Raw genomic sequence first — 13010 nt, 5'->3', positions numbered from 1 at the left:
GGATCAATGCCTCATGAAGTGGAACTGGCAGCAGCCGGATTGGCCTGATTTTCGCTGGAACGGCGCTGCTCTCGCCGCGCTCGAGGCGCGATTCCTGCAGCAGTCGGGCGTCATGATCGGCGTGGTGAAGCACCTTGGCGAGAAGGACCGCACGAGCGTCGTTCTCGACGTGATGACCGACGAAGCGATCAAGACCTCGCAGATCGAGGGCGAGTTGCTCAATCGCGACAGCGTCCAGGTATCCTTGCGACGCGAGTTCGGGCTCGAGACCGAGAAACGCCGCGTTCTGCCCGCCGAGCGCGGGATCGCGGAAATGATGATCGACCTCTACCGCGGCTTTGCCGATCCGCTAACCGAGGACGTTCTGTCGCACTGGCACCGGTTGGTGCTGAGCGGGCGCAGCGACGTCGAGGCGGTCGGACGCTACCGCGAACACGAAGATGCGATGCAGGTGGTTTCGGGCGTGCTGCACAAGCCGACCGTTCACTTCGAAGCTCCGCCGTCGAGCGCGATGGCGGATGAGATGGCCCGGTTCCTGGAATGGTTCGCCGCGAGCGGTCCTGCCGGCACGGCACCCCTGCCCGCCCTTACCCGGTCGGGCCTCGCCCATCTCTACTTCGTCAGCGTCCATCCTTTCGAGGATGGCAATGGCCGCATTGGCCGGGCGATCTCTGAGAAGGCGCTGTCGCAGGCAATCGGGCAGCCCAGTCTCATCGCCTTATCGCAGACGATCCAGCGCAGGCGCTCGGCCTATTACGATGCGCTCGAAGCCGCCAACAAGGTCAACGAGGTCACCGACTGGCTCGTCTATTTCGCCGAGACGGTACTGGAAGCGCAGGCGCACAGCCTGGCTCTCATCGATTTCCTGCTCGCCAAGACGCGGTTCCACGACAAGTTTCGCGGACGACTCAATGCGCGGCAGGAAAAGGTCATCGTGCGCATGCTGCGCGAGGGCCTTGATGGCTTCAAGGGCGGGCTTAGTGCTGCAAACTACGTCACCATCGCCGACACCTCGCGCGCGACCGCGACGCGTGACCTGCAGGAGCTGGTGGCGATGGGCGCACTTGGCCAGACCGGGACCCTCAAGTCGACGCGCTACCATCTGCTGATCGACGCGGAACGCCCCTCATCCAACATCGCCGCGCCCATCTAACAGCAGTGATGTTAAATGAGCGCGGGGGTCAGGCCTGCCCGGCGATGCTGGCGATGATCGCCTCGGCCCGGTCGAGTGGCACGAACACCCGCGTCTTGTAGGCGATGATTTCGGTGAAGCAGCCCATGGCCTTGAGCTCGGGAATGCGCGCGGCTTCGGCATCGACGATCTCGATCCTTCGGGAACCGTTCACCCGGGACGTCCGGATGGTAAAATTGAGGGGATGCGGCGCCTTCCACGTGCCCCCACCGAGAATGGCGGCGGCAATCTTGGTCGGATCGGTCTGCGCCTTGCGGGCAACCCCAAGCTTCTCGAGGGTCGCATCGACGTAGAGGTCGTGGACATGGCGGCCGAGCCAGGAGGCGCCCGACTTGTCGACGATGCGGTTGACCGTGAGGTCTTCCTTGGGAAGCGCGCCCCAGATTGGCAGGAGCAGGCCGGTCGCGAGATAGACGGTCTCTGTGACCAGTTGGCTCTCGTCGGCGGCGTATTCCTCTTCCCACAGCGCGCTGAACCGGGACTTGGTGACGGGCTCCCAGGCGGACTCGTCGAGACGGTCAGCGCGGAGGTACTCGCTGCGCAAAGGCCGCACGAGTTCGTAACGGCGGATCATGTGGCCCTCCTCGTCCATGTGCGAGGGCGCCGCGATGCCGAGCGCAACCTTCCCCGACTTGTCATTGCGCAGAAACAGCGGCTGTTCCTCATACGATGCCATTTTGAGCACGCGCTCGAGCGAGAGGACCTTGCGCCGCTGGGTCAGCGACAGCTCAAGCAGGTGCGAGGTCGCGCCGGTCACGGGGTCGGTCCGGATCACCGTGTCGGACAGCACCTCGCAGGCCTCGACCGCCACGGTCTCGACGCCGATGTCGAAGGTGCCGGCTTCCTTGGCTGCGGAGACGCGGGTTTCAACAAGGGTGAGGAACTCGTCGAAGATGGCGTTCTGGACGGCGATCTTCATGGCGAGGATGCGGTTGAGCCAGCGCTGGATCGGCGGCAGGTCCTCGCGCAGAATCCCGTCCTGATCGGTGAGCTCAAGCCCGCTCATCCGTTGGAACTCGGCCAAGGTCGTGCTCTTGAGCTTGGCGGTTGCGAGCAGGCCGTACCAGTCGTGCAGCGCGTGCTTGGCATAGATGCTCTCGAGGTTGTCGCTGGCATCGAACATGCCCTGCCCGCCGGTCTGGCGCTGGCCGCGAGTAAGCGCGCCCAGTGCGTCGAGGCGCCGGGCGATCGTGCTGGTGAACCGGGCCTCGCCCTTGCAGTCGGTGGTGACCGGTCGGAACAGCGGCGGGCAGGCCTGATGGGTGCGGTGGGTGCGCCCCAGCCCCTGGATCGCACGGTCCGCGCGCCAGCCAGGTTCGAGCAGGAAGTGGACCCGGCGCTGCTGGTTCCTGGCATCAAGACTGGCGTGATAGCTGCGGCCCGTGCCGCCCGCATCCGAGAACACAAGTATGCGCTTGGCCCCGGTCATGAACGCGGTCGTCTCGGCAAGATTGGTCCGCGGCGAACGGCTCTCGAGGCGCTGCTGGCCCGAACCATCCCGGACGAGGCGTTTGCTACGCCCGGTGACCTCGGCCACCGCAGTCACGCCGTAGTGCTCCAGCAGGGCATCAAGCGCGGTCGGGATCGGCGGCATCGCGCAGATATGCTCGATCAGGTCTGCGCGCGTAGCCTCGGCCTGCGGGTTGTGGACCGGATTGCCTGCCTCATCCCACATCGGCCGCGAGCGCACGTCGCCGAGCTCGTCGGTGTATTCTTCCATCTGCCGGGTCGGGAAGGCCCGGGTGAGGCAGTCCACGATCGCCTCCCTGGGCGAAAGGTCCAGTTCCAGCGCTTCGCGCTCGTCGGGATCGAGCTCATTTAGGCGCCGATTGAGGATCGATTCCGCCGTGCTGACGAGTTGGACGACCACACTTTCGTCGTTCGCCAGATGCTCGTCGATCGCGGGATAGATCGAGGGCAACTTCAGCGAGAGCAGCACCTGGGCAAAGAACCGCTGCTTCGTCCCCTCGAACCGGCTGCGGGCCGCCGCCTTGGCGCCGCTGTTGAGGGTTTTGTTCTCAAGCCCATCGACGATCCCGGTGAGTTCGAGTGCAGCCTCGAGGTTCTGGTGAATGATCGTCCAGGCCTCGCAATAGGTGTCGTAGACCGCGATCTGCTCCGGGGTCAGATCGTGGCGGAGGATGTCGTACTCGATCCCAGCGAAGCTGAGCGCCCGGGCGAGGTAGAGCCCGGAGGCCTTGAGGTCGCGCGCCACCAGTTCCATCGCGGCAATGCCGCCGTCGCGGATCTCGCTGATGAACTGCTCGCGGTTCGCAAAGGCCGTGCCCGGTCCCCACAGGCCAAGTCGGACCGCATAAGCAAGATTGTTGACGTCCGATGCGCCGGTGGCCGAGGCGTAGAGCACCCGGGCGCGGGGCAGTGTGTTCTGGAGCAGCACCCCGGCAATGCCTTGGAGGGAGCCCTGCTTTTGGCCAAATGCCCCTTCCCCGCCCGCAACGCCGCCCATTTCGTGGGCCTCGTCGAAGACGATCACGCCTTCGAAGTCTTCGCCGGCCCAGCGGACGATCTGGTCGAGCCGGGTATCCTCGACGCGCGAGCTGCGCAGCGTGCCGTAGGCAACAAACAGGATGCCCTCGGGCGCGGTGATCTCCTCACCGATCTTCCAGCGGGCAAGGTCGAGAATGTCCGACGGCAATCCGCCGATCGCCGTCCAGTCGCGCTGTGCGTCCTCAAGGAGCGGCGCATTCTTCGAGATCCAGATGTGGCGGTGATTGCCCTTGAGCCACTGGTCGAGAATGCAGGCCGCAGCCTGCCTCCCCTTCCCTGCCCCGGTGCCGTCGCCAAGGAAGAACCCCGTGCGGTAGAGCTTACCCTCAGGATCCTCCTTGAGCGCAACCTCGCCGGCGGGATGGCTGAAGCGGCCATGAAGGTCGCGGCTCCAGGCCTCGCCCGCGTAAATCACGGTTTCAAGCTGGGCGGCGGACAGCAATCGCGCGGTCACCGTGCGTTCGGGCAAAGCGGGCACGTAGCCGGGTTTGGGCGCGGCGATCGAGGCCATGGCGGCGGATTCGACCAGGTGCGTCGGGTGTTCGCCAGCTTCCGCGATCACCACGCGTGAAGGCCGGTAATCGGCATAGACCCCGCGCTGCTCGCCCATCGCGGCGGGTTCGGCCAGCACTTCGTATGCGACGGGACGGACCTCATTGGTATTTGCCGCCCGCACGATCACGGGCCGGGCTGGGCCGGTCTTCACCGAGCGGAACAGGCTGAGCTTTGGTCGGGGCGCTGCCGCCTGCGTCGGGTCGCGCAATGGCGCCCGAGGCGGCAGGGTTGGCAGCGCGGCGAAGAGTTCGCCGACCGAACCGCGATTTATCGTGGATACGCCGATCTCGCCTGGCATCTTGTCGATCACCAGCACGCGAACGGCGATACCGGTGCCGTGCTTGGCATAGCCGCCCTTGGCCAGACGAAGCGACAGGACGACCCGCGCACCTTCGAGGGTGCGCCGGAAGGTTTCTTCGTACCTGGCTGAGGGCGAGAACCAGTCCGGCATGATCGCGACGATCCGGCCTCCGGGCAGCAGATGGTCGAGGGCGGCCCGCAGGTGTCTGGCGGCAGTGTTCTGATCTTGCCCACGTGATTGCGACACCGAGAACGGCGGGTTCATCAGGACGGCGCTTGGCCGTTCAGTTCCGGAGAGCAGCGCGCTGAGTTTTGCGCCGTCGTGGCGGTAGACCTTCGTTCCCGGAAACACGGCCTCGAGCAGGTCGGCGCGGGTTGCCTCGAGTTCGTTGAGTATCAGATCCTTGGCCGCGCCCTTGGCAAGCGAAGCGATGATCCCGGTGCCTGCGCTCGGCTCAAGCACCACGTCATCGCTCGAAAGCCGCGCCAGATGAACTGCAAGACGGGCCAGCGCCGGCGGCGTCGAAAACTGCTGAAACTGGATCTGGTCCTCGCTGCGTACCGTGTGGGTTGGCAGTTCTTTCGCCAGCGCCTCCAGCGTGGCGATCGCCGCGCCGACGTCCATGCGGCTGACAAGCTCGGGAATGGCGAGGGAGAGCGCGACTTCCAGCGCTTCGAAACTGTCACGCTGCTGCCAGGCACCTGCTGCGTCACGGCCGCCAGCACTTTCGGTCATGGCTTGGCTCAGAGCGGCGCGGTCGATCGGAACAGCGAGGAGCAGCTTGGCGGCAAGTGTGCGCGCAGCGCCGAGAATGGCGCTCGCGCGCGGAATCGTTGTGGTCATGCGGAGAACTCCTGAGCTCGTGCCGATCAGCGGCACACCCGCTCCAGCCCCCCTCCCCTCACCGCTTCAGGAGCTGCGCCCAGTCGTTCATGCGGAAAGGCGGCCATTCGGTCTCGATTGCAAGGCCGGGGCGTCGGTAGGTTTCGGCTGCGCGCTCGCGCGCGCGCCTGCCCTCGGCGTCGTTGTCCGCCAGCAGGATCACGGTTTCGACGGATGCCGGGATATCGACCTGGTGGAAGCGCTTGGCGCCCATGGTCGCCCAGGCCTGGATACCCGTGAGCGAGGTATAAGCAGCCGCAGTCTCGAACCCCTCGCAGATGCCGATGGTCTTGCCCGGCGGGCCGTTGGTCCATGCAGCGCCGATAGCCTGGCCGAGGACGCGCTTCTCGGTGTAGTCCGCTGTCGACGGATCGAGGAAAATCCGCTGGATCGCGGCGATCGCGCCCGCCTTGCGCATCGCGACGAGGAGTGCCGGCTCGAAGCTCGCAAGCATCCCCTTCCCTCGTGGACACCGGGGATGAAAGCGCAGGTCTTCAAGGGGTGCCCATATCTGGCGCACCTCGCGCACATATCGCTCCGCCAGAGTCGCTTCGATTGGTCGACCGGCTTGCCAGATTGCGAGGTGAATTCCCGTGTTGCGCTGGAAGCTGGGGGTCATGCCAGAGGCATCGACCGTCGGCAGGTCTGCGATGCGTCGAAGAGCTCTGATTACGTCCCGGCTGTCGCAACCTGCATGGCACGTTACGAGAATGGCTCGATCACCTTGGCGGATGGATAGAGATGGTGTTCTGTCGGCATGGCAAGGGCACCGACACATCGCGGTATTACCGGACCAATTGCCCCCGATGCGCCGAACAAGACTGCGTAGGTCGGGACTGGGATTGTTGTTGACGATGGGCATGACTGCCCAGTTCGACCCTACTCCCCTCCCCCTCGTCCTGCGCTTCAGCCTAACCGAAGTGCTCGGAAATCATCGGTCAGCCAGCATCCGAATTTGCGCGTCGCTCGGCATAACGAATGACAAAGGCTTCCCAGACTCTCAACCACTCGGCATCGGTCCGCTCTTGTTTGATACCGGGAAAGCCGGTGCGGAATGCGTTCGCCATGGTATCGACGCACCAGGGCTTACCCTTCTCAAGGCCGATTGCTCGGAACTTTGTTTCCCTTTCGCCATAGGTCAGGCTGCCTGCTGGGAAAGGAAATACGGGCTCGGAGACCTTGATGTTCCGGACACTCGACCGAGGAGCTTTGGTGACCGATGATCTCGGTGCGGTTTCCGGGGCCGGAGCGCCCAGCAACCGCAAGTGCGGGCCAACGAGCTTCCGCTCTAAAGGTGCCGGCGAAGGCCGCAGCACTACTTTCCTGCCGCTGAAATCAACGTCGGCGTTCGGGTAGACAGCGGAGACCAATTGCATTGTTTCGCGCACGGTCTGGCGGAAGCGTTTGCTGTCGGCGTCGTTGCCCAAGTGCTTGGCCAACTGGTCCCAAGATATTACCTGGCCTCGATCGCTGCTGATCCGCGGGAGCCTGTACGCGAGGTAGGTATAGAGATCGAGCGCTGTGGGTGTGCCCTTGAGCTCACGGATTGCAATCTCGTTCAACGGAACGGCGTGGTCGATAAGGTGACTATAGAACGCCTCGGACATCCGGATTTCGCGAGCAAACGCCCCATTTTTTTCCAGCGAGCCGGCGTATTCGTTTGAAATTTTTACGTCTCGCACGGCGAATGCGTTGTCGCCAGCGTCGTTGCCTTCCCAACGGATTTGCCATTCACACGCAAGGAGCCGATCGACTTGCTCGCGCATCAGATTGGCCGTTCCCCGTGGGCCATATGAGACGGTCTGGTAGCCAAGGCGGCGCATCCATTCCGTGAAATTACGCCCCAAATAAACGTCTCGCGATCGCTTTGTGACGGCCTGAGAAAGCAGATAGATCAGCGCAACGCGTGGATAAGCTCCATAGGGCACACCAACGCTTCGTAGCACGGGCTTACCGTCCACCGTCTGGAGAACCGGCCGTGGATTGATGGCCAGTGCATATTTTCCGTCTTCGCGAAGAATCGGTAGAGTATCGTCCTTCGGTCGCTTGGTCGGCAACGACATGGCGCACAATGCGGAATGCAGAAATGCCGGAACGGGTTCTTCGTCCTGGACGCGAAGGAAGGCATCCATCGTGAGTTGAGTGCCGGCAGACTGCGCTAAGGAGCGAACTCGCTCTTCACCGCCGCCTAGCATTGCTAGGGCGTATTGATGTCCGATTGGACGCAGTGTGTCTCCGCTCATTGAACCGTCCCTTCCCGACTCATTGGAGCCTCGGGTTGGTCGTTAAACAACAGGTTTGAGCTTCGAAAGCAAGGCCATTGGCAGTTTCGACGGGTTTCCGGGCCTCAAACCTCCAAGTCGGCCGATGATCTCGGAGCGGTTTGGAGGAGCGAAACCAAATCCAATCTCAATTTTGAAAAAAGCGATTCGCGAATCGGTTTTTCTAGGAGATTCCTTTAGTAGGTATGGGCTCCGAGATCATCGGTCCAAAGGGAACCGAGATCATCGGGGAAACGCACTGAATTCATCGGCTTGCACCGAGATCATCGGTGATTGTCCACAGCCGGGTCAATTCGGCTGTGAGGGCGCCCAGCGGACTATGGGGTTGTCGCCTCCTAGACACCTCGCGGGACCCGACATCATCGGTCTGAGTCCCTAAGTGCTGCATCGAGCCGGCTCCTGATTCGCGAAAGGGCACGGAGATCATCGGTCAATTTGTAAGGTTGGTGGCCGAAGTTTGCTCAAAACTGCCAAGAGTGCTAATTGGCGCCCTCAATCTCACAAAGCGGTGATCATGGCTACCGACGCAGCGCTCGACGCACAACCCGATGAACTCTTGGAAGACGGCCTTGGCAATCTGCACCGCAAGGCCCTCACCATCCTGAAGCGTATTCGTGACGGTGCGCTCGATCCGGAGACCGGGCAAAAGGTTGGCCCGTCGTATTCCATTTCGAAGGCGGCCTCCCTTGTGGGGCGAACAGCGTCTGCAATTCGCGAAGCTGAGCGTGATGGCCGCCTCCCGCAGCGCGACCGAACCGCTTCTGGCCACCGGGTCCAGTACTCATTGGAAGAATTGGATCATATGCGTGCCGTTTTTGGCACTCGCCCGTGGCGCGCTCCGACGGACACCCCGGCGGTCATCTCCGTCTCGAACTTCAAAGGGGGCGTAGGCAAGTCGACTGTGGCTCTGCACCTCGCACAGCACTTTGCCATTCACGGCTACAGGGTACTGTTCATCGACTGCGACAGCCAAGCCAGTTCGACGATGATGTTTGGTTATCGGCCGGATGTCGATCTGACCGAGGATGATACCCTTTACGGCCACTTCCATAATCCTGAACTGTTGGGTGTTCGTTCGATCATCCGGAAGACGCACTTTTTCGGGCTCGACCTGATCCCCGCCAATCTCAAGCTCTACAATCTCGAATACGAGATCGCCGGCTACCTGGCACAAAATCAGAACTTCGACATCATCGACATGATCGCCGAAGCCATCGATACGGTCGTCGATGACTACGACATCGTCATCATGGATCCGCCTCCGGCGCTTGGCATGGTTTCGATGGCAGTGCTGCAGGCGGCTAATGCGATGGTAATTCCTGTGCCGCCGAGCGTCATCGACTTCGCATCGACCGTGTCGTTTATCGACATGGCGCGCACAACGATGAAGCAGCTCGAGCAGCTCGCGAAGCGGGTGAAGCCGGCCTACAACTTTATCCGCCTCGTTGGCAGCAGGGTGGATGAAAGCAAGTCTATGCACCGCGAGATTCTTTCGATGATGCGGCAGGTCTTCGGCGGCTCGATGGCGACTTCTGTCCTCAAGACCAGCGCAGAAATCGACAATGCCAGCTCACGCATGAAGACGGTCTTTGAACTTGATCGACCGGTCACGTCCCATGAGGTTCACAACCGGTGCATGAAACATTTGAGCGACGTTTGCAGAGAAATCGAGGCGGATGTCATTCGGTCCTGGGCAAGCAGGGCAGGGGAGGCGGTCTAGGGCCGTTGCCACGTGGCAACAAAGACATAATACGGTGATAAATCAATAATTAAGCTCATGTTTTGAGAAATTGGATTGGTGCGACAAGGCGAGATTTTACTGGCTGAACGATGGATGTTGCCACGTGGCAACGTGCGAAGATTCAGGGTAAAATCGAGGCGCGGGCAAGGGCTTGTTGCCACGTGGCAACAAGCGGCCGCCAAATGTGATTTGAAAGGTTTGGAGTAGGTGATGGCAAAGGGTAACCGGGGCTTCGGCAGCAGTTTGACAGAGGGGCTCGACGACGAGATCGACGTCGGCAGCCCTGCGCCATCGGAGAGCATTATGGCGAGCCGTAGTCAGAGCCTCGCGAGGATTGCTGCCGGCAAAGTCGTCACGGATCGTACCGAGTGGGTCGACCCATCTCGCTGTCGTCCCTGGCGTCTGCATAACCGCGATCTGGACCACTTGAACGAAGAGAGTTGCCGCGATCTCATCGACGCATTCCTCTCCGCTAAGAAGCAGCGCATTCCCGCGATCGTACGCCGCCTCAAGGATGACCCAGACTACGACTTCGAAATCATCGCGGGCGTAAGGCGATGGTGGACCGTTCAGTGGCTACGCGAGCATCATCACCCGGAATATGAATACCTCGTCACGATCCAAAACGTTTCGGACGAGGAAGCGTTCAGGGTTTCGGACATCGAGAACCGGTCGCGCAAAGATATCTCTGACTGGGAGCGGGCAAAGGAATATTCCCGGGCGTTGGAGGAGTTCTACGATTCCAACCAGAGCGAAATGGCAGAGCATCTGAAGATTTCGCGCTCATGGCTCAGCCGCCTGCTCGATGTGGCGCGGTTGCCGGCCGAGATCGTGAACGCCTTTCCTGACACGCATGGCATCACGGTCCGCATCGCAAGAGACATCAAGCCACTCACTTCAGAAAAGCGCACCCTGGATCTGATGGTCGCAGAGAGCAGGGCCATTGTTGCTGAGCGCGACGATCTCGGAATGGCTATGCCCGCTCCGGAAGTGGCAAAGCGTCTTATTCGAGCCACTGTCGCCCCTGCAAAACCTGCTGGGGGCGACGTCGAAGTGAAGGGCGCCGCTGGCAAGGTTATCTTGCGCTATGTCTATTCATCGAGGAGCGGATATACCTTCAAGGTGCCTGCGCGTAGCGGCGCTTCGGCAGCTGAGGTCTTGAAGGCCATTGAGGCTATCCTGACGTCCTGACCTTTTGGGGGCGTTGTCCAAGATCATTCGGTGCGTCGATCGTCCAATTCGCCTGGGGGTGGATCGGGACCAAAGGGCAGGGAAGGGCGGTCTCGTTCGCCTGCGCGGATGAGGCGGCGCATTTTGCCCGCCGACTGCTGCGCCGCCGGGCGTCCGCGCCCAAGCGGATCGGCGTGCCCTACCGCGAGGTCGCGTTGGCGCCGTAGGAGGCCTCAGGAGCCTCTGTGAGCGCCTTTAGGGGCCAGGGCATGGTCTTCGGGGCGCAGCGTTGCCAGATCGGCTTTCTCGAGCGCCATAGCGGCCTGTGAAGCGGTACGGCGGGTCACGCCGAGCGCGCGAGCCAGTTCGGCGCGGGTGAGGGGACCCAGCCCGCCAATCAGTTGCCACATCGCTGGCGCCTGCGACGAGGCGTAGAGGCCCGCGAGGCGTTCTTCGCCGCGCGCCACCATAGCTGTGACGGCGGCGAGGTCCGCTCCTACGTCACCCGCCGCCGCGCCGATCGCACTCGCCAGCAGGGAGGGGAGGGGGCGTTCGGGATCGGCGCGGAACAGGGCCCGCGGGGCGAGCCCGGCGAGCGCCAGCGGTGCTGCCCCCAGTCCGAACACCTGCGGGCGCATCGCGGCGGCGAGCGAGGCGGCCCAGGCACTTCCGCGCGCGGCGAACCGCTGGAACACGCGGCCCTCGATCAGCACCTCCTCGCTGCCGCCCTCGAGAAAGTCGATCTCGTCCTCGCGCAGCTGGCGGAGCCATTCGGTCAGGGCTGCCAGGGGCTCGCGTGCCGGGAGCAGGGCATCGAGCCGTTCCAATGCCCGGTCGGCGGCCGCAAAGGTCGATGAGAAGCTCTCGCGTGCGTCCTTCGCGGCGAGCGCGAGCCTGGCCGCGCGGGCGAGGGGAGGGGGGCCGCGCCGGGCGATCCAGGACAGGAAGTCCTGCCGTTCGGCCGCGTACCACGAGCGGGTCAGTTCGGCCGCTTCAAGCCCCGGATTGTGCTCGGGGCCTTGGTTTTCTTGAGGAAAGTCGCGGACATGGACGCGCCACAGCCGCCTGAGCGAGGCCCGCGCCAGTCCGTCGGCGACCTCGGCGGACAGGAACGGCAGCGCCCCCTCGAGCCGTGCGAGGGCGAGTTGCCACGGGGGAGGGGCGTGATCCATCGGCCAGAGAATATACTATAAGCCAAAAAAGTATACTCCGCTTGTACGGTCCATTCACTGTCCGATAATGGCTCTTCACGGACAGTGATAAGGAGGGTATGGGAAGGCCGGATTTGGTGCGGGGAAGGCCCGGAAAATGGCAGAAACAAGCGGAGATGCCGTCGAAGCTGAAGCCCGGGTCGCTATCAGCCCGCTCCAAGCGGCATCCCGCGCCGCAATCGAGCTGCCCGGGAGGAGGCTGCGCGAAGAGATCGCGGCTGCCCGATCCTATCGCGCCCAGGCCAAAGCCGCCAACACGGTCCGCGCCTACACCAGCGACTGGAACCAGTTCGAGGGTTGGTGCGATGAACGCGGACTCGAGCCATTGCCAGCGCGAGCCGAAGCGGTTGCGACCTACCTCGCGTCGCTCGCCATGGCAGGCAAGGCCGACAGCACCATCGGCCGTCATCTCGCGGCCATCGGGTGGAAGCATCGGCAGGACGGGTCGGTGCCGCCGACCGTGCGCGACGACAAGATGGTCATTGCCGATACGCTCGCCGGTATCCGCCGTGAGCAACGCGCGCGTCCCAGTGCCCGCAAGGCGGCGATCAGCGCGAAGGATCTGGCGGCGATGATCGCCGCGGCCGACGGGGAGGGGACCCGCTCGATCCGCGACCGGGCAGTGCTGGCGCTGGGGCTGGCGGCGGCACTGCGGCGCTCAGAACTGGTCGGGCTGACCTTGCGCGATGTCGAGCTGGTGCCCGAGGGGCTGCGGCTGACCATCCGCCACTCCAAGACCGACCAGGAAGGGGAGGGGCAGGTTATCGCGGTGCCCTCGGGCAAGCTACTGCGGCCCGTGGCGCGGCTCCAGGCCTGGCTGGCGGTGCGGGGGACCACGCCGGGGCCGCTGTTCTGGCAGATCGATCCGCAGGGGCGGCTGACCGATCATGCAATGTCTGATCGTTCGGTGGCGCGAATGATACAGAAATATGCGGGACGGGTGGGGTTGGTACCGGAGACGGTTGGGGGGCATTCGCTGCGGGCGGGATTTCTAACTGAGGCCGCACGATCGGGGGCGAGCCTGCCTAAGATGCAGGAGGTGTCGCGGCAGAAGAAGGTCGAGGTGCTGCTGGGCTACGTTCGCTCGGCCGAGCTGTTTGACGACCATGCGGGTAGCGAGTTCTTGTAGCGCAGATCTGAGATAACGTATAAGGCCTCGCCTCAAGAT

General features: G+C 63.1%; 9 protein-coding genes. 5 read left to right on the top strand and 4 right to left on the bottom strand.

Annotated elements, in window-relative coordinates:
* Window positions 1-13 precede the first annotated feature (13 nt).
* Entirely contained in the window at window positions 14-1153 is a 1140-nt protein-coding gene (locus tag EBBID32_RS01215; RefSeq protein ID WP_006949347.1) for a Fic family protein, read from the top strand.
* Between the two features lie 28 nt (window positions 1154-1181).
* Here the strand turns inward: EBBID32_RS01215 and EBBID32_RS01210 are convergent, their stop codons facing one another.
* The 3 genes from EBBID32_RS01210 to EBBID32_RS01200 all read right to left on the bottom strand — a co-directional run bounded on the left by EBBID32_RS01210 (window position 1182) and on the right by EBBID32_RS01200 (window position 7681).
* Window positions 1182-5399 carry a strawberry notch-like NTP hydrolase domain-containing protein gene (locus EBBID32_RS01210; protein WP_006949344.1) on the bottom strand — a complete coding sequence of 1406 codons (4218 nt, stop codon included), beginning with the start codon at window positions 5397-5399 and terminating at the stop codon, window positions 1182-1184.
* A 58-nt stretch (window positions 5400-5457) separates the two neighbouring features.
* Window positions 5458-6057 carry a DUF7146 domain-containing protein gene (locus EBBID32_RS23140; protein WP_440590951.1) on the bottom strand — a complete coding sequence of 200 codons (600 nt, stop codon included), beginning with the start codon at window positions 6055-6057 and terminating at the stop codon, window positions 5458-5460.
* A 319-nt stretch (window positions 6058-6376) separates the two neighbouring features.
* A complete protein-coding gene (locus tag EBBID32_RS01200; protein WP_006949342.1) occupies window positions 6377-7681 on the bottom strand; it encodes a replication protein RepA in 1305 nt (434 codons plus the stop codon).
* 553 nt (window positions 7682-8234) lie between these two features.
* Here EBBID32_RS01200 and EBBID32_RS01195 point away from each other — a divergent pair.
* The 3 genes from EBBID32_RS01195 to EBBID32_RS23370 all read left to right on the top strand — a co-directional run bounded on the left by EBBID32_RS01195 (window position 8235) and on the right by EBBID32_RS23370 (window position 10858).
* Window positions 8235-9440, top strand: a complete 1206-nt coding sequence (locus EBBID32_RS01195; protein ID WP_006949340.1) for an AAA family ATPase — start codon at window positions 8235-8237, stop codon at window positions 9438-9440.
* A 231-nt stretch (window positions 9441-9671) separates the two neighbouring features.
* Complete coding sequence (locus tag EBBID32_RS01190) at window positions 9672-10652, top strand: ParB/RepB/Spo0J family partition protein (protein ID WP_006949336.1); 981 nt, start codon at window positions 9672-9674, stop codon at window positions 10650-10652.
* On the top strand, window positions 10649-10858 hold the full coding sequence (locus EBBID32_RS23370) for a WGR domain-containing protein (RefSeq protein ID WP_152616646.1): 210 nt from the start codon (window positions 10649-10651) through the stop codon (window positions 10856-10858). Before EBBID32_RS01190 ends, EBBID32_RS23370 begins: the two co-directional genes overlap by 4 nt.
* Before the next feature lie 6 nt (window positions 10859-10864).
* On the opposite strand, the gene EBBID32_RS01185 is transcribed toward EBBID32_RS23370, so the two are convergent.
* Complete coding sequence (locus EBBID32_RS01185; protein ID WP_006949334.1) at window positions 10865-11803, bottom strand: MarR family transcriptional regulator; 939 nt, start codon at window positions 11801-11803, stop codon at window positions 10865-10867.
* 136 nt (window positions 11804-11939) lie between these two features.
* Between EBBID32_RS01185 and EBBID32_RS01180 the strand changes: the two genes are divergently transcribed.
* Window positions 11940-12971 carry a tyrosine-type recombinase/integrase gene (locus EBBID32_RS01180; RefSeq protein ID WP_006949332.1) on the top strand — a complete coding sequence of 344 codons (1032 nt, stop codon included), beginning with the start codon at window positions 11940-11942 and terminating at the stop codon, window positions 12969-12971.
* The last annotated feature ends 39 nt before the right edge of the window (window positions 12972-13010 follow it).

Origin of the sequence: Sphingobium indicum BiD32 (assembly GCF_000382885.1) — a bacterium.
Classification (GTDB): Bacteria; Pseudomonadota; Alphaproteobacteria; order Sphingomonadales; family Sphingomonadaceae; genus Sphingobium; species Sphingobium japonicum_C.
The sequence above is the reverse complement of the archived record's forward strand: the minus strand, read 5'-3'. Positions and strand labels throughout refer to the sequence as shown.

Bases quoted from the DNA above. Each gene is read 5' to 3' on its own strand.
- EBBID32_RS01215 (WP_006949347.1), top strand. From the start codon at position 14: ATGAAGTGGAACTGGCAGCAGCCGGATTGGCCTGATTTTCGCTGGAAC.
- EBBID32_RS01210 (WP_006949344.1), bottom strand. From the start codon at position 5,399: ATGACCACAACGATTCCGCGCGCGAGCGCCATTCTCGGCGCTGCGCGC.
- EBBID32_RS23140 (WP_440590951.1), bottom strand. From the start codon at position 6,057: ATGACCCCCAGCTTCCAGCGCAACACGGGAATTCACCTCGCAATCTGG.
- EBBID32_RS01200 (WP_006949342.1), bottom strand. From the start codon at position 7,681: ATGAGCGGAGACACACTGCGTCCAATCGGACATCAATACGCCCTAGCA.
- EBBID32_RS01195 (WP_006949340.1), top strand. From the start codon at position 8,235: ATGGCTACCGACGCAGCGCTCGACGCACAACCCGATGAACTCTTGGAA.
- EBBID32_RS01190 (WP_006949336.1), top strand. From the start codon at position 9,672: ATGGCAAAGGGTAACCGGGGCTTCGGCAGCAGTTTGACAGAGGGGCTC.
- EBBID32_RS01185 (WP_006949334.1), bottom strand. From the start codon at position 11,803: ATGGATCACGCCCCTCCCCCGTGGCAACTCGCCCTCGCACGGCTCGAG.
- EBBID32_RS01180 (WP_006949332.1), top strand. From the start codon at position 11,940: ATGGCAGAAACAAGCGGAGATGCCGTCGAAGCTGAAGCCCGGGTCGCT.